General features: G+C 65.7%; 20 protein-coding genes and 2 pseudogenes. 13 read left to right on the top strand and 9 right to left on the bottom strand.

The annotated features are described in order from the left end of the window. Positions 1–20 precede the first annotated feature (20 nt). Genes CO675_RS15210 through CO675_RS15200 form a run of 3 tightly spaced genes read right to left on the bottom strand, consistent with a single transcriptional unit; the run spans position 21 to position 3,240 of the window. The gene (locus CO675_RS15210) at positions 21–1,217 is read right to left on the bottom strand and encodes an acyl-CoA dehydrogenase family protein (protein ID WP_097672726.1); all 1,197 of its coding nucleotides are present in this window, start codon (positions 1,215–1,217) and stop codon (positions 21–23) included. A gap of 14 nt (positions 1,218–1,231) precedes the next feature. Beyond that, the gene (locus CO675_RS15205; protein WP_097672725.1) at positions 1,232–2,377 is read right to left on the bottom strand and encodes an acyl-CoA dehydrogenase family protein; all 1,146 of its coding nucleotides are present in this window, start codon (positions 2,375–2,377) and stop codon (positions 1,232–1,234) included. 5 nt (positions 2,378–2,382) lie between these two features. Then, a complete protein-coding gene (locus tag CO675_RS15200; RefSeq protein WP_283808107.1) occupies positions 2,383–3,240 on the bottom strand; it encodes an enoyl-CoA hydratase in 858 nt (285 codons plus the stop codon). Between the two features lie 158 nt (positions 3,241–3,398). Here CO675_RS15200 and CO675_RS15195 point away from each other — a divergent pair, with 158 nt between their 5' ends. The 3 genes from CO675_RS15195 to CO675_RS15185 are packed head-to-tail and all read left to right on the top strand — an operon-like array spanning position 3,399 to position 5,443. Continuing rightward, on the top strand, positions 3,399–4,019 hold the full coding sequence (locus CO675_RS15195; RefSeq protein WP_097672724.1) for a LemA family protein: 621 nt from the start codon (positions 3,399–3,401) through the stop codon (positions 4,017–4,019). A gap of 22 nt (positions 4,020–4,041) precedes the next feature. Then, positions 4,042–4,941: a TPM domain-containing protein gene (locus CO675_RS15190; RefSeq protein ID WP_097672985.1), complete on the top strand. Its 900-nt coding sequence runs from the start codon at positions 4,042–4,044 to the stop codon at positions 4,939–4,941. A gap of 4 nt (positions 4,942–4,945) precedes the next feature. Then, entirely contained in the window at positions 4,946–5,443 is a 498-nt protein-coding gene (locus tag CO675_RS15185) for a TPM domain-containing protein (RefSeq protein ID WP_097672723.1), read from the top strand. Positions 5,444–5,643: 200 nt separating this feature from the next. Here CO675_RS15185 and CO675_RS15180 read toward each other — a convergent pair whose 3' ends face one another. The 4 genes from CO675_RS15180 to CO675_RS15165 all read right to left on the bottom strand — a co-directional run bounded on the left by CO675_RS15180 (position 5,644) and on the right by CO675_RS15165 (position 8,982). Continuing rightward, on the bottom strand, positions 5,644–6,258 hold the full coding sequence (locus CO675_RS15180) for a glutathione S-transferase family protein (RefSeq protein ID WP_097672984.1): 615 nt from the start codon (positions 6,256–6,258) through the stop codon (positions 5,644–5,646). A 103-nt stretch (positions 6,259–6,361) separates the two neighbouring features. Next, complete coding sequence (locus tag CO675_RS15175; protein ID WP_245452769.1) at positions 6,362–7,675, bottom strand: MFS transporter; 1,314 nt, start codon at positions 7,673–7,675, stop codon at positions 6,362–6,364. A 126-nt stretch (positions 7,676–7,801) separates the two neighbouring features. Further along, the gene (locus CO675_RS15170; RefSeq protein ID WP_097672722.1) at positions 7,802–8,611 is read right to left on the bottom strand and encodes an MBL fold metallo-hydrolase; all 810 of its coding nucleotides are present in this window, start codon (positions 8,609–8,611) and stop codon (positions 7,802–7,804) included. After that, positions 8,608–8,982, bottom strand: coding sequence for a Crp/Fnr family transcriptional regulator (locus CO675_RS15165; protein WP_097672721.1), 375 nt, complete (start codon positions 8,980–8,982; stop codon positions 8,608–8,610). The genes CO675_RS15170 and CO675_RS15165 overlap by 4 nt, the downstream gene beginning before the upstream one ends. Positions 8,983–9,186: 204 nt before the next feature. Here CO675_RS15165 and CO675_RS15160 point away from each other — a divergent pair, with 204 nt between their 5' ends. The 5 genes from CO675_RS15160 (at position 9,187) to CO675_RS40965 (ending at position 14,917) form a co-directional block, all read left to right on the top strand. Further along, positions 9,187–10,251 (top strand): hypothetical protein, encoded by a 1,065-nt coding sequence (locus tag CO675_RS15160; RefSeq protein WP_097672720.1) that lies wholly within the window; start codon positions 9,187–9,189, stop codon positions 10,249–10,251. Between the two features lie 90 nt (positions 10,252–10,341). After that, positions 10,342–11,889, top strand: coding sequence for a hypothetical protein (locus CO675_RS15155; RefSeq protein WP_097672719.1), 1,548 nt, complete (start codon positions 10,342–10,344; stop codon positions 11,887–11,889). A gap of 126 nt (positions 11,890–12,015) precedes the next feature. After that, entirely contained in the window at positions 12,016–13,251 is a 1,236-nt protein-coding gene (locus tag CO675_RS15150; protein ID WP_097672718.1) for a flavin-dependent oxidoreductase, read from the top strand. An 89-nt stretch (positions 13,252–13,340) separates the two neighbouring features. Further along, positions 13,341–14,726, top strand: a complete 1,386-nt coding sequence (locus CO675_RS15145; RefSeq protein ID WP_097672717.1) for an MFS transporter — start codon at positions 13,341–13,343, stop codon at positions 14,724–14,726. Between the two features lie 26 nt (positions 14,727–14,752). Beyond that, the gene (locus tag CO675_RS40965) at positions 14,753–14,917 is read left to right on the top strand and encodes a hypothetical protein (RefSeq protein WP_198964611.1); all 165 of its coding nucleotides are present in this window, start codon (positions 14,753–14,755) and stop codon (positions 14,915–14,917) included. A 55-nt stretch (positions 14,918–14,972) separates the two neighbouring features. Here CO675_RS40965 and CO675_RS15140 read toward each other — a convergent pair whose 3' ends face one another. Then, entirely contained in the window at positions 14,973–16,178 is a 1,206-nt protein-coding gene (locus CO675_RS15140) for a CaiB/BaiF CoA transferase family protein (RefSeq protein ID WP_097672716.1), read from the bottom strand. A gap of 307 nt (positions 16,179–16,485) precedes the next feature. Continuing rightward, positions 16,486–19,497 (bottom strand): bifunctional proline dehydrogenase/L-glutamate gamma-semialdehyde dehydrogenase PutA, encoded by a 3,012-nt coding sequence (putA, locus tag CO675_RS15135; protein WP_097672982.1) that lies wholly within the window; start codon positions 19,495–19,497, stop codon positions 16,486–16,488. A gap of 135 nt (positions 19,498–19,632) precedes the next feature. On the opposite strand from putA, the gene CO675_RS15130 reads away from it, so the two are divergent. The 5 genes and pseudogenes from CO675_RS15130 to CO675_RS41430 all read left to right on the top strand — a co-directional run bounded on the left by CO675_RS15130 (position 19,633) and on the right by CO675_RS41430 (position 22,984). Beyond that, positions 19,633–20,097 (top strand): Lrp/AsnC ligand binding domain-containing protein, encoded by a 465-nt coding sequence (locus tag CO675_RS15130; protein WP_021079746.1) that lies wholly within the window; start codon positions 19,633–19,635, stop codon positions 20,095–20,097. Between the two features lie 91 nt (positions 20,098–20,188). Next, positions 20,189–20,839: a hypothetical protein gene (locus CO675_RS15125; RefSeq protein WP_198964610.1), complete on the top strand. Its 651-nt coding sequence runs from the start codon at positions 20,189–20,191 to the stop codon at positions 20,837–20,839. Positions 20,840–20,997: 158 nt separating this feature from the next. Next, positions 20,998–21,675 (top strand): annotated as a pseudogene (locus tag CO675_RS41440) (tetratricopeptide repeat protein); the annotation flags it as partial. 271 nt (positions 21,676–21,946) lie between these two features. Beyond that, positions 21,947–22,027 (top strand): annotated as a pseudogene (locus tag CO675_RS41435) (hypothetical protein); the annotation flags it as partial. 105 nt (positions 22,028–22,132) lie between these two features. Further along, a complete protein-coding gene (locus CO675_RS41430) occupies positions 22,133–22,984 on the top strand; it encodes a tetratricopeptide repeat protein (protein WP_245452784.1) in 852 nt (283 codons plus the stop codon). Positions 22,985–23,054: the final 70 nt, after the last annotated feature.

Raw genomic sequence — 23,054 nt, 5'->3', positions numbered from 1 at the left:
CTGGCGCCGCGCGCGCCCGCCTACAGCCCCAGCACCATCTTCGCGATGATGTCGCGCTGGATCTCGGACGATCCGCCGAAGATCGTATACGCCCGCCCGTTGAGATATTCCGGCACCACCGGCAGCAGTTCCTCCGGGATCGCCGGCTCGTGGTTCAGCCGGTAGAACGGCCGCGCCGGCTCGACGGCAAGGCCGTCCTGGCCGATCACATCGACGCCGAGCCGCGTCACCGCCTGGCGGATCTCGCTGACCCGCAGCTTGATCAGCGATGACACCGCGCCGGGGTTCTGTCCGGTCTGCAGCGCCGATAGCACCCTGAGTTCGGTCATCTCGAGCGCATCGATGTCGACTTCGACCTCCGACATCCGCATCGCGATGTCGGGGTCCGCGATGGCGCGGCCGGTGACATCAGACTCGGCGAGATCGGAGATCGTCTTCAGCGCCTCGCGCAGCTTGGCGGACGCGATGCCGGAGCCGCGCTCGAACTCGAGCAGATATTTGCCGTAGGTCCAGCCCTTGCCTTCCTCGCCGACGCGGTTGGCGACGGGGACGCGGACGTCGTCGAAAAACACCTGGTTGACCTCGTGATCGCCGCCGATGGTCAGGATCGGGCGCGTGGTGATTCCAGGCGTCTTCATGTCGATCAGGATGAAGCTGATGCCGTCCTGCTGCCGCTCGCCGTCGCTGGTTCGCACCAGTGCGAACATGCGGTTGGCGTGATGCGCATGTGTGGTCCAGATCTTGGTGCCGTTGATGATGTAGTCGTCGCCATCACGCACCGCGCGGGTCTTCAGCGACGACAGGTCGGAGCCCGAGCCCGGCTCGGAATAGCCCTGGCACCAGTAGTCTTCACCCGAGAGGATTCGCGGCAGGTAAAAGTTCTTCTGCTCGGGGGAGCCGAAGCCGATGATGACGGGGCCGACCATCTTGACGCCCATCACGTTGACATTGGGCACGCCGGCGCGGGCGCATTCGGCCTCGAAGATCCAGCGTTGCGCCGGCGTCCAGTCCGGGCCGCCATGGTCGACCGGCCAGCCCGGCGCGCCCCAGCCCTTTCTGTGCAGCGCGCGCTGCCAGGCCATGCCGATATCGGGATCGGAGAACACCGACGGCGTCAGCGCGGTGGCGCGCTTCATCTCCGGCGTCAGGCTCTCGGCGATGTAGTCGCGGACTTCCTTTTCGAAGGCGCGTTCCTCGGCACTGAAGGTGAGATCCATGGTACGCTCTCCGTCTACGCCTGGACACGGCCGCTCAAAGCGGCGTGGCGGCGATAGTGATGGGCACTGCCGCCGAACAGCGTGTCGAAGGCGAGCAGCCGCTTGAAATAGGCGCCGATATCGAGTTCTTCGGTGACGCCCATGGCGCCGTGCAGCTGCACCGCCTGCTCGGCGACGAAGCGCGCGCATTTGCCGATCTTCGCCTTGGCGCCGGACGCCGCACGGCTGCGGGCCGCAGGCTCGGCATTGGCCATAAGCGCAGCTCGCAGTGCCATCGAGCGCGCCTCGTCGACCTGCATCGCCACGTCGGCGAGGCGGTGGCGGATCACCTGGTTGGCCGACAGCGGTCGGCCGAACTGCTTGCGGATTTTGGTGTATTCGAGCGTGGTGTCGAGCAGTGTCTGCATGATGCCGACCGCTTCGGCACCGAGCGCGGCCATCGCGCGGTCGACCACGGTCTCGATCGCGGCCAGCGCATCCTTGCCGTCGCCGAGCAGCGCGTCGGCGGGCAATTGCACATCCCTGAGACCGAGATTGCAGCCGCGCCCGCCACCGAGCCGCGCGTAGTCGCGCGGAGCGACGCCGGGTGCACCAGCTGGCACCAGGAACAGGCCGAGCTTGCCGGATGCGCCATTGGCGTTGGCAACGCGGGCGGAGACGATGATTTGGTTCGCGGCCGCGCCATCGAGCACCGCGATCTTGTTGCCGCTCAGCCGCCAGCCGTCGGCAGTTTTCGTCGCAGTGGTGTCGACATGGCTGAGGTCGAAGCGCGCGGCGCGCTCCGAATGCGCAAAGGCCAGCGTGAGCGCGCCCTCGGCGACCTTGGGCAGGATCGCCTGCTTTTGCGCCTCGTTGCCGCATTCGGCGACCAGCGCCGCGCCGATCACGACGGTGGAGAGGAACGGCTCGGACACCAGTCCGCGCCCGAACGCCTCCATCAACAGCCCGATCTCGATCGCGCCGCCGCCAAGCCCGCCATGGGCCTCGCTGATCGGCAGCGCCAGCCAGCCGAGCTCGGCAAATTGTTTCCAGATTGCCGGCGAATAACCCAGCGGATCGTTCGCCGCCTTCTTGCGATGGTCTGATGTAAAGGTCTCCGCCACGAAGCGGTCGGCACTTTCGCGCAGCAGGCGCTGCTCGTCGCTGAGAGTGAGGTCCATCTGGTCTACTTCACGTTGGCGGTTTTCTTGACGGAGGGATGCAGGCCCGCGGGGTCCACCACCATTCCGAATTCCTGCAGATTATGCGCGTGGCAAAGCTGATGCAGCGCGAAGGCCTGATCGATTGCAGCGGGCTGGCCCATGATGTCGATCGAGCGGTTCACCGCTTCCTTGGAGAGCTTCAGCGCGAAGGCGGGCTTGGCCGCGATCCGTCGCGCCAGCGCCAGCGTGAAGGAGGAGAGATCGCCGCGCGGCACGACGTGATTGACCATGCCAAGGCGATGCGCCTCGTCGGCGCTCCAGACGTCGGCGGTGAACAGCATCTCCTTGGCCTTGCGCGCACCGAGCTCCCAGGGATGCACGAACCACTCGACGCCGCAGACGCCCATCGTCACCACGGGATCGCAGAACTCGGCATCATGGCTCGCGACGATCAGGTCGCAGGCCCAGGCCAGCATCAGCCCGCCCGCGATGCACTTGCCATGCACCTCCGCGATCGTCGGCTTGGCCAAATTGCGCCAACGCCGTGTGATCTGAAGATAGATCTCCTGCTCGCGCGCGAAGCGGCCATGGGCGTTGGGTTCGGCGAAGCCGCCCCAATTTCCAACTGGCGGGAAATCAACGCCCGCCTGGTTCTTGGCTCCAGGCCTGAGATCATGACCGGCAGAGAAATGCGGGCCGTTGCCGGCGAGGACGATGACCTTGATTGCGTCGTCCTGCACCGCCTGGTCGAAGGCGGCGTTGAGGTCGTAAGTCATCTGCAGGTTCTGGGCGTTGCGCGCCTCGGGGCGGTTCATCACGATCCGCGCAATCGCAGGATCAGGCCGCTCGACGACGATCGTCTCGAATTGTTCAGACGCCAATGGATCCTCCCAGGATCGATTTTTCGCCATGATGAACGGCGCAAGGAGGGATAGGCAAGGGCCATCATCGGCAAAACCGGCCATGTATCCCGCCACGCGGGATTGTCGGGCGAAAATCTGTTACCGTGATGCGAGAATCCACCGGGAGGGCCATCTTCATGCGCAAGCTTTGGACCGTGCTGGCAGCGCTGGCGACATTGAGCCTGACCAACTGCGGCTACAACGCGATCCAGACCAATGACGAGACGGTCAAGTCGAGCTGGTCGGAAGTGGTGAACCAGTACCAGCGGCGTGCCGATCTGGTGCCGAACCTGGTCAACTCGGTGAAGGGCTTTGCGCAGCAGGAGAAGGACGTGCTGCTCGGCGTCACCAACGCGCGCGCCAAGGTCGGCAGCATCCAGGCAACGCCCGAGGTGCTGAACGATCCGGCCGCGTTCCAGAAGTTCACGCAGGCGCAGGGCGAACTGACCAGCGCGCTGTCGCGGCTCCTGGTCGTCACCGAAAATTACCCGCAGCTGAAATCGGATGCGCTGTTCCGCGATCTGATGGCGCAGCTCGAAGGCACCGAGAACCGCATCACCGTGGCGCGCAACCGCTACATCAAGGCCGTGCAGGACTATAATGTCGGCATCCGTACCTTCCCGAACAACCTGACCGCGATGGTGTTCGACTACAAGGAGAAGCCCAACTTCTCGGTCGAGAACGAGAAGGAGATCTCGACCGCGCCGAAGGTCGATTTCAATCCGGCGCCAGCGCCAGCGCCCGCGCCGTCGAAATAGCGTGGGCGTGCCCACCAACGCGATGACCGCCGCACGCATCATCCTGCTCGCCTTCCTGCTGGGCTTCGTGTGCCCGGCGTGGGCCGAGGTCGCGGTGCCTCAGCTCACCGGCCGCGTCGTCGATCAGACCGGGACGCTGTCGGCGAGTGACGTTTCGTCGCTGAACGACAGGCTGAAGGATCTGGAGACCCGCAAGGGCAGCCAGATCGCGGTCCTGATCGTGCCGACCACCGGCGAGGAGACGATCGAGCAGTTCTCGATCCGCGTTGCCGAGACCTGGAAGATCGGGCGCAAGAAGGTCGACGACGGCGCGTTGCTCGTCGTCGCCAAGAACGACCGGCATCTGCGCATCGAGGTCGGCTACGGCCTCGAAGGCGTGCTGAGCGACGTCGTCACCCACCGCGTCATCGACGAGGACATCACGCCGAAATTCAAGGCAGGCGATTTCGCCGGCGGCATCTCGGCCGGCGTCGACCGCATGATCCGCCTGATCAATGGCGAGCATTTGCCGGCACCGGAGCCCGAGCATTGGAAGGGGCCGAACCTGGTCGACTTTGCCAATCCGGTCGTGATCTTCGTCGTCATCATCGTGGCCAGCGTGTTGCGCGCCATGCTGGGGCGGCTATTGGGCTCGGCCGCGACTGGCGGCATCGTCGGTGTCTTCACCTGGATGGTCGTCGGCTCGCTCGCCACCGCCCTGGTGATCGGGCTATTCGCGGCCGTCGCAGCATTGATCTTCGGCGGATTGAATTTCGGCGGTCCGGCGGCCGGCTCGGGACCGTACCGGCGTGGCGGCGGTTATTCCGGCGGCTGGTCGGGCGGCGGTGGTGGCTGGAGCAGCGGCTCGAGCTCGAGCGACAGCGGCGGTTTCAGCGGCGGAGGCGGCAGCTTCGGCGGCGGCGGCGCCTCGGGGAGCTGGTAGGCATATGGGCATCAAGCGCATCGGGAAGCATCTGCTCGAACATCGCTGGCGTGTGCGGCGCGAGTTTCCGCCGCGCGTGCTCGACGCAATCGAGCAGGCGATCAAGGCCGGCGAGGCCACCCATTCCGGCCAGATCCGCTTCGTCGTCGAGGGCGCGCTCGACGGGGTGCCGCTGTTCCGCGATCAGCCGGCGCGGGAGCGGGCGCTCGACGTATTCGCGCATCTGCGGATCTGGGACACCCATCACAACAACGGTGTTCTGATTTATCTTCTGCTCGCCGACCGCGACGTCGAGATCGTCGCTGATCGTGGCATCGACGCGAAGGTCGGCCACGCCGGCTGGGAAGCGATTTGCCGCGCGATGGAAACGGACTTTCGGGCCGGCCGGTTCGAGCAAGGTGTGATCAAGGGGATCGAGGCGGTATCGCGGGAGCTGGCACGATATTTCCCGCCCATGGCCGGCGGCCCTAACGAGCTGCCCGACAAGCCGGTGGTGATTTGAGGCGACCAACGATTTGGTCCGGTGTCCTTCATCCTCCCCTGGAGGGGGAGGATCGACGCGAATGCAATGAGCGGCGAGGTGGGGTGAAGGTCTCTCCGCGTGAACGCTGCCCGAGTGGAGAGATCACCCCACCTCGGTTCGCATTGCGCTACGCTTCATGCGAACCGATCCTCCCCCTCCAGGGGAGGATAAGAAGAGGCCTACGCCTTCACCGACGGCCGCGCGCCGACGCGGTTGAACCAGGCCACGATGTTGGCGTTCGACTGGTCCAGCGGCTGGCCGACCTGGTTGCCGAAATCGAGCCAGCAATACAGCAGCATGTCGGCGAGGGTGAAGCGCTTGCCGCAGATGTAGTCGCGGCCGTCGGCCATCTGGTCGTTCAACCATTTGATCCGGTTGGCGGCGATCATCTTCAGCCCGGGCGAGGCCTCGGGCGCCACCGGAATGCGCTTCTCGAAGAATTTCAGCGCCTCGCCGAAGCGGTAGCCGTTGGCGAGCGGCTCGGCGATGTTGAGATCGACGCGGCGCGTCCACATCCGGCACTCCGCGCGCTCTTCCGGCGTGGTGCCGATCATCGCGGGCGAGGGGTGCTTCTCCTCGAGATATTCGCAGATCGCCGTGATCTCCGAGAGGTAGTTGCCGCAGTCGAGCTCGAGCGCCGGCATCTGGCCGTGTGGATTGCGCTTCAGATGCGCTTCCTCGCGGTTCTCGCCCTTGCGCAGATCGACGGTCTCTTTGGGGATCTCGATGCCCTTCTCCGCCATGAACATGCGCACGATGCGCGGATTGGGTCCGATCGAGTCGTAAAGCTTCATGGTCCTCGCTCCCTGTTCTTCAGCGTTGTTATTGCCGCTGTTGAACAGGCCACGCGCGGATTTGTCAAATGCAGCGCCGCATGCGTGGTCGCGCACGCGGAGGTCATTGCGCCGGTTGAGTTGCAATGCCGGGTACGGACGGTCGCCCGCGATAGACCGCCAAGCCCACGAGACCCACTGCCGCGGCGAACAGGATGTAGTAGACGGGAGCCGCCTTGTCGCCGGTGATCTGCACCAGCCAGGTGTTGATGAACGGCGCCAGCCCGCCGAACAGCATCACGGCGAGATTGTACATCAGCGATGCTCCGGTGGAGCGCACGCCGACCGGAAAGATCTCGGTCATGAAGGCCGGCATCGGCCCGGCCAGGGCGCCGAGCAGCACCGCGACGATCTGCAACTGCCAGAGGTTGGCGGTGGTCGGGGCGGCGACGAGCCGCTGCAAGATCACATAGAACAGCAGGCTGTAGACGATCAGTGCCGGAACGAGCACCGCGCGGCGACCGATCCGGTCGGAGAGGGCGCCGCTGGCGACCGCCACCGCCGCATTGATGAGGCTGACGACGAGCAGGCCGAGCTGTGCATTCAGGATCGGCAGCTTCAGCTCGGCGACCGCATAGGTCGGTAGAAAGATCGCATTGACATAGTTGATCGCCGTGCCGGCCGCGATCAGGCAGAACGAGGCGATCAACTCGCGTGGATGTTCGGAGAACAATTGGCCGAGTGTGGTCTGCCTGGCCGGCTGCGCGGTCGCGGCCCGCTCGGCGAGATACGCCTTGAATTCAGGCGACTCGTCGCACCGTTGGCGCAGGTACCATCCGGTCGGCCCGATCAGAATGCCGAGGATGAACGGCACGCGCCAACCCCAGCTCGCGAAGGCGTCCGGCGACAGGCTGACATTGAGGCCGATCGCCATCGCGGCACCGAGGCCAAACGCGAGCGATTGCGACACCATCTGGAACGAGCCGTAGAGGCCGCGCCGGCCGGGCGGCGCGAATTCGATCAGCATGGCGCTGGCGCTGCCGAACTCGCCGCCGGCGGAAAAGCCCTGGATCAGCCGCGCCAGCAGCAATAGCAGCGGCGCCGCGATTCCGATCGCGCCATAGGTCGGCAGCAGGCCGAGCAGGCCGGTGCCAACAGCCATCAGCGATATCATCACGACCAGCGCCTTCTTGCGGCCGTGCTTGTCGGAATAGAGCCCGAACACCAGGCCGCCCAACGGCCGGGCCGCAAAGGCGATCCCGAATGTCGCGAAGGTCAGCAGCAGCGAGGAATGCGGATTGTCCGCCGGAAAGAACAGTTTGCTCAGGATGCCGGCGAACAGGCCAAAGACGGTGAAGTCGAACCATTCCAGCGCGTTGCCGATCGTGGAGGAGATCACCACCCGGCGGCGCATCTGCGCCATCGTGTCAGCCTGCATCGGTTTCGTCTCCCCGCTATCGGCAACGGCTTGCATCGCCGTGTCCATGATTCTTGGTCGTTACGAACCGATCCTAGTGCAAAGGCGTGGCCAGCCACAACGGGCGGCTTTGGCCGGGGCCGAGGCTCAATCGTCGAGCTTGTTGAGGTCGCGCACCGACTGCATGATCGGCTCGAAATTCGAGCGCGCATCGAGCGCATCGAACAATTGCGCGGTGTCCTCGAGCAGGGCATGCGAGCGTTGCAGTGCGATTCGCACGTCGTCCTGTGGCGTGTCGGACAGCCGGCCGTGACCCGACAGCAGGATCTTCGAATTGAGGCCTTTCAGCCGCTCCAGCGACTGGATGTAGTCGGCGATCGAGCCGGAGCCGAACACGCCGCCCATCACGCCGCCGGGCATCAGCGTATCGGCGGCGAACAGCAGCCCCTTGTCCTGATCGAACAGCGAGATGCAGGCCGAGGTATGGCCCGGCGTGTACATCACGTTGAGGCGGAAATTGCCGAGGTCGATCAAATTACCTTCCTCGAGCCAGATGTCGATGTCGATCGGCACGTTCGGCTCGTTGAACATCTTGCGCAGCATCGAGAAGTCGTCGCGCAGCATGATCTTGTTGGCGGCGAGCCGGTGCGCAGCGATGTAGGCTGAGCCATGGAAATGATACGCCGCGCCGATGTGATCGAGATGCTCGTGGCTCAGCACCACCATGTCGATCATCTCGGGCGTTATGCCGAGATGGTTGAGACAGGCGACCAGCGACGGATAATTGGTCGACAGCCCGACGTCGATCATGATGGTTCGCTTGCTGCCGCGCACGAGATAGGCATTCGCTGCGCGGTTCTTGAAGCGGATCTGGTAAACGTCGTCGGCGGCTTGAATCAGCGTTGCGACATCCGCCTCGAACAGCGTCTTGAAGGGGCTCGGTTTGCGCTCGCTCATGGGGAAGCCGCCGCTCGGTAAGTGACGGCGTTGGACGCGCGCAGGCGTTTCGAGAGCGCATCCATCACCATCAGCGCGAAGGCCGGCTGCTGGCTGACCAGATAGACGAAGCGGGCGTGGTTGATCCGCATCACCCGCGTCGCGGGCGCGGAGGCAATCGCGGTTGCCGAGCGCGCCGAGCCGTCGATCACGGCCATCTCGCCGAAGAACTCGCCCTTGCCAAGGCTGACGATCACCGTCTTGTGTCCACCATCGATCTTGGCGATGTCGACGGTGCCGTCGAGCACGACAAACAGCTCGCGGCCGGTCGAGCCTTCCTCAAAAATGACGTCATCGACATCAAATTCATTGATGCACTTCTCGATCGTCATGGTGCTCTCCTGCCTTCTGGCTGGAAGACGGCGGTATGTTAATCGGGAAAGCGCCGCGCGCAAACGGAGCTGACGCAGATTGCCGCATGGCAACATCGCCCAAATCCGGCCCGGAAAACTCCCTAAAATTTAGGTAATGGCGGCGCGGGGTAACCATTTCGCAAGCAATAAAAGTTACCGAATTGTCAACCCAGTCTGGAGACTTTGAACGTGAGTGAGCAGCAGAGCGAGCCGGTCAGCGGTCAAGCCGGCGCCGAGATGGCGGCGAAGAGCGAGCCCGTGATGGCCGCAGCCGGTGTCGAGGCTCCCAGGCTCGCGCCCGAGCAGGAAGAGACCTCGCCAAAGGCCGACGCGCCCAGGATGGACGCTCCCAAGGTTGAATCCCCCAAGATTGAGCCGTCCCGGCTCGATCCCATGATTGAGGCCAGGATCGACGCGAAGATCGAGCCGACCAACATGGACGTGCCCAAGGTCGAGACCGGCAAGCGTGAGGAGCCGCGCTTCCCGGGCAAGCTGATGATCATGGCGCCCGGTGACCGGACCTGGGACCACGAGGCATCCGCCTCAAAGCCGGGTGCCGAGCAGGGCGCCAAGACAGCAGGTAAACCCGTCGGCACGCGCCGGTTCGGGGCCATGGCCGCCGTCATTGCGCTGGCGACCGTGGCAGGGGCCATCGGTGGTGCGCTCGCGACCGCCGGGCTTGGCCATCTCGCCGCCCCCGCCGCTGCCTCCGTCAGGGATGTGGCTGCCAAGGACGCTGCCAACGCCGCCGCCAAGGAAACGGCCGATGCCTCGCTCGCCCGGATTGAATCGGAAATCGCCGCGCTGAAGGCCAGCGTGGAGCAGACCGCCAAGGCCGGCCAGGCTCAGTTCAGCAAGGCCAGTGACCGGATCGAGAAGGTCGAGAAGGCCCAGGCCGAGCCGATCGCCAGGCTCAACAAGCTCAGCGAGACCGTCGACAAGCTCCGTGCCCCGCAGACGACCGTCGCCGCTGCGACGCCCGCCCGCGAGGTGACCGGCTCGGTCACCCCGGCGACTGCCGCGGCAGCACCGGCCGCCCCAAGGCCCGAGGTCGGCCGTATGCCGGTGGTCGACGGCTGGGCGCTGCGCGACGTCGGCAATGGCGGCGCACTGATCGAGGGCCGCGGCGGCATCTACGAGGTTTACGCCGGCGATCCCGTCCCCGGCCTCGGCCGTGTCGACGCCATCCGCAAGCAGGACGGCCGTTGGGTGGTCGTCACCACCAAGGGCCTGATCGTCTCTCGCTGATCTGCGAAACGCGACGATACCAAGGCGCTTCACCGCGATGTGAAGCGCCTTTTTTCTTGAATAGGGTTTGCCGTGCGGTGTTAGTGGGGCATGAGCCGCGCGCTGAAATGCCTCCTGGTGATGTCCGTTCTGCTCGGTGGCGTCGTGCCTTCGCGTGCCGCGGAGGATCGCGCGCTCGAGCGCGGCGCGGCGGTGATCGACCCTGCGATCCTGCGTGAGCTCGATGATGGCCGCTTTGGCCTCGGCCGGATGCTTGCGCCGGAGCGTTCCGCCGATACGCCGCTGTCCAATCGCGATCTGTTCGGATTGCCTGCGATGGTGCCGGTGCGCGAGGCGCTCGATCGCGAGTTCGATCGTTATGTCGGAGAGCACAAGGCAAGCCTGCCGAACGAGAGCATCGGGGTCGGCGACGGCTTTGCGTTCCAGCTGTTCGACCGCGCGCTGTTTGAATCCTCTGACGTTCGCTTCGTGCTGGCCGGCATCGTCAACCGCATGGACCGCGCCTATGTGGCGCCGAAAGATTGCGGCGAGATCCGGCTGATCTACCGGCTGACCCGCACCGACGTGCCGCTGATCGGCGAGAACGCGGTGTCGCAGCGGTTGCCGATGACCCTGAACCTGGTGCTGAAGGCGAAGGGTGACGACAACGATGCATCGCTGACCTGTCGCGAACTCGCGCGGCGCTGGCTCGCGACTGCCAGCAGGCCTCCGACGATGGACAGGTTGTTCGGCAAGGATGGCCCGCTCGACCTGATCGACGCCCGCAATATCGATCGCATCGAGACCAATCTGCAGATCGCGCACGCGCCGAAATCCGCGGTGCGCGACTTCCGCACCGACTATCTCCTGAAGGTCTTCGACTATGCCGGCGCGGCAAGGCGCTTTGTCGAGGTGCCGCTGGAGAACCAGATCGATCGCGATCGCATTCTGGCCGACGAGGCCCTGAAGCGCGACTTCAAGGCATGGCTGCTCGATCCCAGGCATTTTGCCGAGCTCGATCGCGGCACCCTGCTGATCCCCGACAGATTCCTCGCAACCGGCGCGGTTGCACCGACCCCGACCGGTTTCGACGTCAGCAACCTGGAGCCGGAGTTCGGAATGGTGCAAGGCGAGGGGACGGCCGGCACGGCGGTGTTCTCGGAAGGTGACGTGGTCGGCGCGTTGCAGAAGGCCGCAGCCGACGGAACGAAGTTGCAAAACATCCAGTCGCTGGCCGGCTTCGAGAGGCGCCTCAACGACGTCACCTGCGCCGGCTGTCATCAGACCCGCGGCATCGGCGGCTTCCATTTTCCCGGCGTCGACTGGATGGCGGCAAAGCCGTCGAACTCCACCGTGGTGCCGGCCTCGCCGCATTTCTTCGGCGACCAGCCTCGCCGCCGCGACATCCTCGCAAGCTTCCGCGACGGCAAGGCGCCGGACTTCTCGCGCGGCTTCTCCAACCGGCCGCAACTGCGCGCCGGCGCCGAGCTTGCCGGCACCGAATACAGCGACGGCTGGGGCGCGCATTGCTATCTGCCGGGCGAAAGGCCGGCCGAGACCGACCGCAGCTTTCGCGGCTGGACCTGCGCCGAGGGGCTCGCGTGTCAGGTTGCCGGCAAGACCTCCCGCATGGGCATGTGCTTCGTGAAGGGGCGGTAGTCCCCGCGCCGGAACCTCTTCTCTTCGCCGCCGCGCTCATGCGGGGAGAGGTGACGCGGGCAGATTGACAGTGGGCTTACCATTCGTGTTTCATCCCACCAACAATAAAGATCAGGGAATGGAAGCATGGACGAGGTCATCATCGTCGGTGCCGGTATCGGCGGTCTGACGCTCGGCCTCGCGCTGCATCAGGCAAACATTCCCTGCCGCATCTTCGAGTCCGCCGCCGAGATCAGGCAGGTCGGCGTCGGCATCAACCTGTTGCCGCACGCGACCAAGGAACTTGCAGCGCTCGGGCTCGAGGATGCGCTCGCGAAGGTCGCGATCACGACCACCGACGCGACCTTCTTCAACCGTTTCGGCCAGTTGATCTACCAGGAGCCGCTCGGCCGCAGCGCCGGCTACGATCATCCGCAGTTCTCGATCCATCGCGGCGACCTGCAGATGGTGCTGCTGGATGCGTTCCGCGCCCGGGCGGGAGCAGATCGCATCGTCACCAATCGTCACTGCGTGGCTGCGGCACAGGACGACGACGGCGTCACCGTGTCGTTCTCCGATGGGCCCGGCGGTGCCGACCGCTTCACCGCGCGTGGCCGCGTTGCCATCGCCTGCGACGGCATCAACTCGGCGGTGCGCAAGCAATTGTTCCCCGGCGAGGGCGAGCCACGCTATTCCGGCGTCAACATGTGGCGCGGTGTCACCCGCTGGAAGCCGATGCTGTCGGGCGCCAGCATGGTGCGCGCCGGCTGGCTGTCGCATGGCAAGATGGTGATCTATCCGATCCGCCCGGCCGGCGCCGACGGCCTGCAACTCGTCAACTGGGTCGCCGAGATCGAAACGCCGAACTATCGCAAGCGCGACTGGAATCGCACCGGCTCGCTCGACGATTTCATCCGGGCCTTTGCCGACTGGCATTTCGACTGGCTCGACGTGCCCGCCTTCATCCGGGCCGCCGACAGCGTGCTCGAGTTCCCGATGGTCGATCAGGATCCTCTGCCGCGCTGGAGCTTTGGCCGCATCACCCTGCTCGGCGATGCCGCGCACCCGATGGTGCCGCGCGGCTCGAACGGCGCGGGGCAGGCGATCCTCGACGCCCGGGCGCTGACCACGGCGTTGCGCGCGCATGACGATCCCGTCGCGGCGCTTTCCGCCTATGAGGCGCAGCGGCTGGAAGCCACCACGCGCATCGTGCTGACCAATCGCACCAACCCGCCGGATGTGATCCTGCGCGAGGTGTTCCTGCGCACCGGGGACAAGCCGTTTCGCGCCATCGAGGACGTGATCAGCCGCGAGGAATTGGCCGGCATGTCCGACGGCTACAAGCGGATCGCAGGCTATTCCAGGGAAGCGCTGCGCGGCTAGCTGGAAGCCTGCCGCGTCGGGGCAATCTGCGGTAGGTTCGCAAAAATGACGGCTGACAACAGCCGCAGAGCGAGCGGGAGGGAACGGTCATGGCGGAGACTGAGGCAACCGACGTTGCCGACTACATCGACCGGCAGCCCGTCGGCGGCTTCCAGATCAGGCTGCTGCTGACCTGCGCCGCGGTGCTGTTCCTCGACGGCTTTGACACGCAGGCGATCGGCTATGTCGCGCCGGCGCTCGCCAAGGAATGGAACCTGTCGCGCGCGGCGCTCGGGCCTGTCTTCAGCGCCGGCCTGTTCGGGCTGATGATCGGCGCGCTGATCTTCGGGCCTCTCGCCGATCGCGTCGGGCGCAGGAAGATCATCATCTTCTCGACGCTCGCCTTCGGCATCGGCACGCTGGCGACGGCTTTCGTCAGCGACGTCACCACGCTGATGGTGATCCGCCTGCTCACCGGTTTCGGGCTTGGCGGCGCGATGCCGAATGCGGTGGCCATGACGTCCGAATTCAGCCCGCACCGCCGTCGCGCCACCATGGTGATGATCATGTTCTGCGGCTTCTCGGTCGGTGCGGCGCTTGGCGGCCTGCTCGCCGCGGCTCTGATCCCGCATTATGGCTGGCGTTCGGTATTCGTGGTCGGCGGCGTCGCACCACTGCTGCTGGCGCCGTTCCTCGCCTGGCGACTGCCCGAATCCGTGCGCTTTCTCGCGCTCGGCGGCCGCGCTCCGGCGCGCGTCGTCGAACTGCTGGGCCGCATCAACCCGGACGTTGCGCAAGCCGTATCGGGTAGGCAGTTCGTCGTGCATGAGCCACGGCTCGAAGGCCTGCGGGTGCTGCATCTCTTCACCGACGGCAGGATGCTGCCGACGCTGTTGTTGTGGGTCGTGTTCTTCATGAGTCTGCTTGATCTTTATTTCCTGGCGAACTGGCTGCCGACCGTGCTCAACGATCTCGGCGCTTCCGTATCGGCCGCAGCCTTGATCGGGGCGATGCTCCAGGTCGGCGGCGTGGTCGGCACGTTCGCGCTCGGAAGCGTGGTCGACCGCTTTTCGTTCCGCGCACTGGCGCTGGTCTATTTCGTCGCCGTGTTCGCGGTCGGCGCGATCGGCCAGCTCAGCCACTCGGCGGTGTTGGTCACGCTTGCGGTGTTCGCGGCCGGATTCTGCATTGTCGGTGGCCAGATCGCCGCCAATGCGCTGGCCGCCAACTTCTACCCGACCGCGATGCGCGCCACCGGCGTCGGCTGGGCGCTCGGCATCGGCCGGGTCGGCTCCATCATCGGTCCGTTGATCGGCGGCGCGCTGATGAGTGCGAAATGGAGCACCGCGGAACTGTTCATGACGGCAGCATCGGCCGCGCTGTGCGCCGCGCTGGCGGCGCTCACGCTGAGCCGCGCCGTCCGCCTTGGCGGCGATTCAGGCGCGAGCCGGGCGTCATCATTTGATGCTACACTGCCTGCTGCGACCAGGACCTGAACAGCCCTTTGAGCGGAGACCGGCCGATGAGTGCTCCCGAGCAGGACAAGCAGCGCAACCGCGAGATCGCGGCCAATGAGGCCGAGCGTCAGGCGGTGAGCGCCGTCCGCGTCAGCAGCTGGGCGATCGGGCTCGCGGTCATCATAGGTATCGTCGTTGTGGCGGTTGTCTGGTCCTGGCTGAAGCGCTGAACTTCCTTTGTAGCCCGGATTGCGCTTCGCTCCATCCGGGCTACGTGTAGCGTGACTACGCCACCGCGCCGGACGCGCGCAGCTTCTGGATCGTGGCTTCGTCGTAGCCGGCCTGGCGCAGGATCTCGTCGGAGTGCTCGCCGACCTCGGGCGGCTTGCGCGGCTGCACCTTCTTGGCGCCGTCGATGAAGATCGGGCTGTTGACGGTCAGCATGGTGTCGTTCTCGAAGCGGACCAGCACCTCGTTCTCGATCATCTGCTTGTCGTTCGGGATGTCGTCGAGGATGCCGACGACGCCGAACACCAGCCCGTTGCCGTCGAGGATCTTGCGCCATTCGGCGAGGTCCTTGCCGGCGAACACTTCGTCGAAGATCTTGATCAGCTCGACCGAGCGGGCATGGCGGTCCGCCTTGGTGGCGAAGCGGGCGTCGGCGACGAGGTCCTCGCGGCCCATGCAGCGCGCCAGGGTCGGCCACTGCCGGTCCTCGTTGAGCAGCGACAGGATCAGCCAGCGGCCGTCCTTGCATTTGTAGTGGTTGGTGACGGCGTTGAGCGCCTCTTCGCGCGGCTTGCGCTTCTTGAACTTGGCGCCGACCAGCTTGGCCTGCGCCAGCACGCCGTTGGCCCAGATGCCGTTGGCCATCAGATTGGTCGAGACGTGCGAGCCCTTGCCGGTCTTCTCGCGCTGGAACAGCGCGGTGACGATCGCGCCGTAGAACGCCATCGCGCAGGGGTGATCGCCCATGCCGGCGACCGAACGCGCCGGTGTGGTGTCCTCGTCGGCGCGCACCAGGTCCATCAGGCCGGAGCGGGCCCAATAGGCGTTGGAGTCGAAGCCGGGCTTGTTGGCCTCTTCGCCCTTTTCCCCATAGCCGGTGAAGGAAGCGTAGATCAGACGATCGTTGAGATGGGCAAGATGATCGTAGGTGATGCCGAGCTTCGCCCGCACCTGCGGCGGCATGTTGGTGATGAACACGTCGGCTTCGGCGACCAGCTTGTAGAGCACCTGCTGCGCGTCCGATTTGGTGAGGTCGAGTGCGAGGCTCTTCTTGTTGCGGGCCTCGAGCATCCACGCGAAATTGTGCTCGCTTGCGGGATAGCCGGGCAAATTGGGCAGATTGCGGTAGGGATCGCCGGCGCCGGGCGGCTCGATCTTGATGACGTCGGCGCCGAAGTCGGACAGCACGGTGGCGGCCGCGGGCGCCGCGATGAAGCTCGCGCAATCCAGGACCTTGAGCCCGTCAAAAATGCCTTTTTCCATCGTGCCGTCGCTCCCGTGGCGCTTGTTGGTGTTTTTCCGGTAGCTGGAATTATCGTGTGCGATGATCCCGATCGGACCGCCATTTGACCCATCTCGGGGGCACGATGCAACGGCACTTTCTTACCCTATCACTTACCCTCCCCTGGAGGGGGAGGGTCGTATCGCATCGCGCGAAGCGAGATGCGATACGGGGTGGGGTGAAAGTCTCTCCACCGGTGCAGTGCCCGAGTTGAGAGATCACCCCACCCCGTCTCACATTCGCTTCGCTCATTGTGAGCCGACCCTCCCCCTCCAGGGGAGGGTGTGCTTACTCCACACCCGCCATCAGCGCGGCATTGCCGCCCGCAGCCGCTGTGTTGATCGTCACCGTCTGCTCGGTCGCGAAGCGCGTGAGGTAGTGCGGGCCGCCGGCCTTGGGGCCGGTGCCGGAGAGGCCGCTGCCGCCAAACGGTTGCACGCCGACGACCGCGCCGATCATGTTGCGGTTGACATAGATGTTGCCGACCTGGAGGCGGTCGATCACGTGCTCGATCGTGTCGTCGATGCGTGAGTGGATGCCGAGCGTCAGCCCAAATCCAGTCGCCTCGATCGCGGAAAGCACCTCGCCGAGCCGTTCGGCGCGGTAACGCACGACATGCAGGATCGGGCCGAACACCTCCTCACGCAGCTGGCTCGCCGCCGACAGTTCGAAGATATGCGGCGCAACGAAATTGCCGGCAGGGGCCTCGCCGGCGAGGTGCACCCGCGCCTCCTGCTTCATCCGCGCGATATGCGCGTCGAGCCGCTGCTTGGCTTCGGCATCGATCACGGGTCCGATATGCGTCGACGGTTGTGAGGGATCGCCGATCTTCAGTTCGTGCGCGGCGCCGGCGATCATCTCGATCATGCGGTCGGCGACGTCGTCCTGCACGAACAGCAGCCGCAGCGCCGAGCAGCGCTGGCCGGCGGAACGGAACGCCGAGGTCACGACATCGTCGGCGACCTGCTCGGGCAGCGCGGTGGCATCGACGATCATCGCATTGATGCCGCCGGTCTCAGCGATCAACGGCACGATCGGGCCGTCCTTGGCCGCAAGCGTCCGGTTGATCGCGCGCGCCACCTCCGTCGAGCCGGTGAAGACCACGCCGGCGATAGCGGGGTGGCTGACCAGCGCGGCACCGGCCGTGCCGTCGCCCTGGACCAGATGCAGCGCCGATCGCGGCACGCCGGCCTGATGCAGCAGCGCGACGGCTTCGGCTGCGATCCGCGGGGTCTGCTCGGCCGGCTTTGCGATCACCGCATTGCCGGACATCAGCGCCGCCGTCACCTGGCCGAGGAAGATCGCAAGCGGGAAATTCCATGGTGAGATCGCGACGAAGGCGCCGCGGCCGCGCAGCGCCAGCATGTTGCTTTCGCCGGTCGGCCCGGGCATCGCCTCTCCCTGGCCGAACAGTTTTTGACCGAGCGCTGCATAGTAGCGGCAGAAGTCGATCGCCTCGCGCACCTCCGAGAGTGCGTCGTCGAGCGTCTTGCCGCCTTCGCTCTGCAGCAGAGCGAGGAAGTGCGCGCGACGCTGCTCGAGCAGGTTCGCGGCCTTGTCGAGGATCGCGGCACGCTGGATGGCCGGCGTGCCGTTCCATGCCTTGAAGCCGGCGCGGGCGGCGGCGACCGCGGCATTGGCCTGTTCGACCGTCGATGTCGCAACCATGCCAGGCGCGGCCTTGGGTTCGACGGCAATCGAGGACGTCAACGCGTCGAGCGCCTTTCGTTCGCCGAATTCGATGCCGCGCGAATTCTCGCGCTGCGGCCGATAGAGATCGGCCGGCAACGGAATTCCGGAGTGGGCAGCGTTATCGTCGGCGCCGATGATCTCGGCCGGGCGGCGCAGCAGGTCCACGATGGAGACGCGATTGTCCGCCGCCAGCGCCACGAACGACGAGTTGGCGCCGTTCTCGAGCAGCCGCCGCACCAGATAGGCGAGCAGGTCGCGGTGGCTGCCGACCGGGGCATAGGTGCGGTGGGCGATCTCCGGCCTGTCGTCACCGAGCTGGGCGTAGAGCGCTTCGCCCATGCCGTGCAGCCGCTGGAATTCGAAGCTTGTGGGATCGTCTGACAGTTCGAGGATGGTCGCGACCGTCAGCGCGTTGTGGGTGGCGAATTGCGGAAACAGCCGCGGCCGTAAGCCGAGCAGCTTTCGCGCGCAGGCGATGTAATTCAGGTCGGTCATCGCCTTGCGGGTAAACACCGGATAGCCATCGAGCCCGCGCTCCTGCGCGCGCTTGATCTCGGTGTCCCAATAGGCGCCCTTGACCAGGCGCACCATCATCCTGCGGTCGAGCGCGCGCGTCAGTGCATCGATGTAATCGATCACGTCCACGGCACGCTTCTGATAGGCCTGGATCGCAAGCCCGAAGCCGCTCCAGCCGGCAAACGACGGGTCGGCGAACGCGGCGGCGATGACGTCGAGCGACAGCTCCAGCCGGTCGGCTTCCTCGGCATCGACGGTGAAGTTGAGGTCGAACGCCTTGGCGCGGCGCGCGAGATCGATCAGCTGCGGCACCAGCTCGGTCATCACCCGGGCGTGGCTGACCGCCTCGAAGCGCGGATGCAGCGCGGAGAGTTTGACCGAGATGCCGGGCCGGTCGGGCAGGGGTTGATCGCCGGCCGCCTTGCCGATCGCGTCGATCGCGCGGGCGTAGGACTCGAAATAGCGGCGGGCATCGTCGGCGGTGCGGGCGCCTTCGCCGAGCATGTCGAAGGAATAGCGCGAGCCGCGCGCCGTGTGCGATTGCGCCCGCGACAGAGCCGCCTCGATGGTTTCGCCGAGCACGAAATGGCTGCCCATCAGCCGCATCGCCTGCCGCGTCGCGGCGCGCACCGCCGGCGCGCCGAGCCGCTTTGTCAGCCGACCTATCGTTCCTTGCGGTGTTTCACCGGGCTGGATCACGCGGGCCGACATGCCGAGCGCCCACGCCGAGGCGTTGACCATGAACGCGCTCGATCTGGTCTCGTGGTTGACGAAGTCGCCCTGGCCGAGCTTGTCCTCGATGAACTGGTCGGCGGTGCGCGCGTCGGGCACCCGGAGCAGCGCCTCCGCCAGCACCATCAGCGCCAGGCCCTCCTTGGTCGACAGCGCGAACTCGCGCAGCATGTCCTCGACCCCGCCGAGCGGATCGTCGTTGGCCCTGATCGCCTCGATCAGGCGCCGCGCCGTGCGGTCGATCCTCACCTCCTGGTCATCGCCAAGCCTGGCGTCCCGGCGCAGCCGGCTTGCGATCGCGGTGTCATCGGGGGCGTAGGCCGTGCTGAACGGGGGCGGGAGCGGGGACGGGTCTGGCATGATGGTTCCTTGGCGGTCCTTGGCGGTTCCTTGCGATTGCACTGGAACACCTACGCGCGGTCGCACCGTAGTTCGATAGACAAATTAGCCGATTTGCCTTAGAAAATCCGGATCGTTTCGGATATTGCCGTGGATATGACAGAAATAGACAAGACAGACCGCAAAATCCTCTCGATCCTGCAAGGGGATGGAAGGATTGCCAATGTGGAACTGGCCGAGCGGATCGGCCTGTCGCCGACCTCGGTCGGCGAACGGCTGAAGCGGCTGCAGCGCGACGGCTTCGTCGAGGGTTATGGCGCCCGGCTCAACCCGCATCGGCTCGGGCTCGGCCTTTTGGTGTTCGTCGAGGTGCTGCTCGACAAGACCACGCCCGATGTGTTCGAGCGCTTCGCCAGGGCAGTCCAGACCGCTCCGGAAGTGCTGGAGTGTCACATGGTGGCCGGCGGCTTCGACTATCTGGTCAAGGCCCGCGTCGCCAACATGACCGCCTATCGCAGGTTTCTCGGCGAGACCCTGCTGGCGCTGCCGGGCGTGCGCGAGACGCGAACCTACGCGGTGATGGAGGAAGTCAAGCGCGACGCGCCGCTTCCGGTCGGATGATATGCGCCGGATCTGATCCACAGCCATGCGCAGGATGTCTTGGCATCGCGGCGCACCCGCGATAATTCTCCCCTCAGTTGGGGGCCGCGACATGGACGATGCCAATCAGCCGATACGTGTGAAGCGAACCGGGGCTGCCGGCGCGCTATGCGCGGCCATCCTGTCGCTGTCCGCGATGACGCCGTCCCGCGCGGCCGAGTTCAGCTCCGGCATCATGCAGCTCTATACATCGGTCTCGATCTATCCGCCGTCGGCCTCGGCGATGACGGTGTGTTACGGCTTTGTGTGCCGGCGCCGCGAGATGCTCGACTTCAGCGCGGCCGACAGGGCGGCCCTGGCCAGGATCATGGCAACGGGCCGCGCCAATGCCGCCGCCGAACGGGCGGCCGTGCAGAAGGCCGTGATCTGGTTCGACCGCCGGATGGGGCCGATCCTCGGCACCGACAAGCGCGTCGCGAAAGCGGACTTCCGCGCCAACGACGACAAACACAATTACGATTGCTGGGACACCACGCGAAACACGACCAGCCTGATGCTGGTGATGCAGTCGTGGAATCTGTTCAAGTTCCACGACGTTGGGGACCCCCACTATCGCGGCTTTCAGTTGATGCAGACGCCGCACAATACCGCCGTGCTGGTGGAGCGCGCGACCAAGGTGGAATGGGCCGTCGATCTCTGGCCCCGCGGCTATCTGCAGCCGCCCGATGTCATGACCGTCGCCAAATGGGTGACGGAAGATTGAACGGCTGAGTATTGCGGCGTGCCGTTCCCTTCCCGTTGACTGTAGGGAAAGCCGAGAACATCAACGCCGGGGCCATGAGATGCGCTTACGCCCGACCTGCACCGATGCTGCGATTGGCATTCGTTTCCGTTTATTGCTGACGCTCGTCCTGCTGTTGTTTGCCGCGCACCCAAGCGGGGTCCGGGCGGGGGATCTCGAGGATTTGCGGCGGGCCGCTGTCGGACAAAGTTGAGACGGCCTGTTCGGCCATTATCAATGACGCAGCGCGATCCGTTGAGGATCGAACCAAGGCGTTTTCGTCGCGCGCGCGGTTCTACGTCGCGCGCGCGAAAAACGATCAGGCCCTGAGCGACGCCGAGGCCGCGCTGCAGCTCAATCCGCAATTCGTACCCGCGCTGATCTCGCGCGGGTATGCGCGGGCGCGCAAGGGCAGCGTGGATCAGGCGCGCGCCGATTTCGACCGGGCGATCGAGCTCGAGCCAAAGAACCCGTTCGGCTTCCTGGCGCGAGGCAATCTTCATAACGAGCAGCGGGCCTGGGCGGAGGCGCTGGCGGATTTCGATCAGGCGATCGCGCTGCGCCAGGATCTTGCGCCCGCCCATGACGGGCGGGCCCGGGCGCATATCGAAACCGGGCAGCTCGATGCCGCGCTGGCTGATGCGAACACCGCGCTCGCGATCAGTCCGAACGACTACGCGTTCTACTGGCGAGGTCAGGTCTATCGCCGCAAGGGCGACATCGACCATGCGATCGAGGATTTCTCGCGAGCGATCGCGCAGGCGCCGCAGACCCAGCGCACCGCCTATTTCGCCCGCGCCCAACTCTACAGCGCCAAGGGCGACTATGTCAGGGCTATCGCCGACTTCGACAAAATGCTGACGTTCCTTCCCGGCAACAAGGACATCCAACAGCAGCGCCAGCAGGCGGTCGCGATGCAGGCCGAGCTGGCCAAGGCGGGTACGGCAACGTCACCGCCGTCCGCACCGGTGCCTGCCACGCCGGCGACGCGGCCGTCCGCTCCCGGCCTCGACCAATCAGCAGATCGAGCAGGCCAAGCAGTTCATCGCCCAAGGCAATTACGCAGGCGCGATCGCCAGTCTCAGCCAGGTGCTGGGTGGCGATCCGCACAACGAGGCGGCGCTGCGGCTGCGCACGCTGGCCTATTCGCGGCTCAACCGGTCCGCGGAGGCGCGCAACGATCTCAACGAGCTACTCAAGCTCAAGCCCAACGATCCGCAACTGCTCGCCTACCGCGCGCTCAATGCGGCGGGTGCGCGTCAGTTCGACGATGCGATGGCTGATGCTAGCCGTGCCATCACGCTCGATCAGAACAATTCGCTGGCCTACCTTGCGCGCGGTCTCGTCAAGGCCGGCACCGGCAAGATGCAGGACGCGCTCGCCGACTACGATCACTCGATTGCGCTCAACGCCAAGGAGACGCTGGCCTACACCGAGCGCGGGGTCACCTATGTCAGCACCAATCAGCTCGACAAAGCATTGTTGGATTTCGACCAGGCGCTGGCGCTCGTGCCGACCAACCAGATCGCCAAGTCCTGGCGCGGGCTGGCGCTGATGCTCAGAGGCCGGGCCGACGAAGGCCTGGTCGACATCAACAGCGTGCTGGAGCGTAATCCGAGCGATCCGACGGCGCAGCTCGGCCGCGGCCTGGCAATGCTGACCTCGGCGCAGTACGACCGCGCCATCGCCGCGTTTGACCAGATCGTCACGCGGGCGCCCAACGATGCCTTCCCGCATGTGCTGCGCGCGCGGGCCTATCTCGGGCTGAAGAAGCCGGATGATGCGATGAAGGATCTCAACTTCGTGCTCGCCGCGCGGCCCGATTATCAGCCGGCGCTGACGCTGCGCGGCATCACCTGGTCGGTGCAGCACAACTACGACAAGGCGGTCGACGATCTCGACCGCGCGATTGCGCAGAAGGAGACGGTGGAGGGCCTGTTCGCCCGCGCCAAGGCGCATGAGGCGCTCAACCATGCCGACAAGGCGACCGAGGACTTCCGCAAGGCGACGCAGCTCACGCCGTCGAGCGTGTTCGACGTGCTGGCGCAGGCCGAGTCGAAGCGCAAGGTCCAGGAATTGTCGAAGAGGGTGCCGTGCGGCGCCGGCCGGGAGGGCACTTGTCTGTGACACGGCAACCCAGCGGCCACGCGTGTTGTGGCAAGGGATAGGCGTCGGCGCGCGATCGATGGTGGCCGAA

The sequence above is a fragment of the Bradyrhizobium sp. C9 genome, assembly GCF_002532045.1.
Taxonomy (GTDB): Bacteria; Pseudomonadota; Alphaproteobacteria; order Rhizobiales; family Xanthobacteraceae; genus Bradyrhizobium.
The sequence above is the reverse complement of the archived record's forward strand: the minus strand, read 5'-3'. Positions and strand labels throughout refer to the sequence as shown.

Excerpts from the sequence above, each read along its gene's own strand:
- CO675_RS15210 (WP_097672726.1), bottom strand. The coding sequence starts at position 1,217 with ATGGATCTCACCTTCAGTGCCGAGGAACGCGCCTTCGAAAAGGAAGTC.
- CO675_RS15205 (WP_097672725.1), bottom strand. The coding sequence starts at position 2,377 with ATGGACCTCACTCTCAGCGACGAGCAGCGCCTGCTGCGCGAAAGTGCC.
- CO675_RS15195 (WP_097672724.1), top strand. The coding sequence starts at position 3,399 with ATGCGCAAGCTTTGGACCGTGCTGGCAGCGCTGGCGACATTGAGCCTG.
- CO675_RS15190 (WP_097672985.1), top strand. The coding sequence starts at position 4,042 with ATGACCGCCGCACGCATCATCCTGCTCGCCTTCCTGCTGGGCTTCGTG.
- CO675_RS15185 (WP_097672723.1), top strand. The coding sequence starts at position 4,946 with ATGGGCATCAAGCGCATCGGGAAGCATCTGCTCGAACATCGCTGGCGT.
- CO675_RS15180 (WP_097672984.1), bottom strand. The coding sequence starts at position 6,258 with ATGAAGCTTTACGACTCGATCGGACCCAATCCGCGCATCGTGCGCATG.
- CO675_RS15175 (WP_245452769.1), bottom strand. The coding sequence starts at position 7,675 with ATGCAGGCTGACACGATGGCGCAGATGCGCCGCCGGGTGGTGATCTCC.
- CO675_RS15170 (WP_097672722.1), bottom strand. The coding sequence starts at position 8,611 with ATGAGCGAGCGCAAACCGAGCCCCTTCAAGACGCTGTTCGAGGCGGAT.
- CO675_RS15165 (WP_097672721.1), bottom strand. The coding sequence starts at position 8,982 with ATGACGATCGAGAAGTGCATCAATGAATTTGATGTCGATGACGTCATT.
- CO675_RS15155 (WP_097672719.1), top strand. The coding sequence starts at position 10,342 with ATGAGCCGCGCGCTGAAATGCCTCCTGGTGATGTCCGTTCTGCTCGGT.
- CO675_RS15150 (WP_097672718.1), top strand. The coding sequence starts at position 12,016 with ATGGACGAGGTCATCATCGTCGGTGCCGGTATCGGCGGTCTGACGCTC.
- CO675_RS15145 (WP_097672717.1), top strand. The coding sequence starts at position 13,341 with ATGGCGGAGACTGAGGCAACCGACGTTGCCGACTACATCGACCGGCAG.
- CO675_RS40965 (WP_198964611.1), top strand. The coding sequence starts at position 14,753 with ATGAGTGCTCCCGAGCAGGACAAGCAGCGCAACCGCGAGATCGCGGCC.
- CO675_RS15140 (WP_097672716.1), bottom strand. The coding sequence starts at position 16,178 with ATGGAAAAAGGCATTTTTGACGGGCTCAAGGTCCTGGATTGCGCGAGC.
- putA (WP_097672982.1), bottom strand. The coding sequence starts at position 19,497 with ATGCCAGACCCGTCCCCGCTCCCGCCCCCGTTCAGCACGGCCTACGCC.
- CO675_RS15130 (WP_021079746.1), top strand. The coding sequence starts at position 19,633 with ATGACAGAAATAGACAAGACAGACCGCAAAATCCTCTCGATCCTGCAA.
- CO675_RS15125 (WP_198964610.1), top strand. The coding sequence starts at position 20,189 with ATGGACGATGCCAATCAGCCGATACGTGTGAAGCGAACCGGGGCTGCC.
- CO675_RS41430 (WP_245452784.1), top strand. The coding sequence starts at position 22,133 with ATGGCTGATGCTAGCCGTGCCATCACGCTCGATCAGAACAATTCGCTG.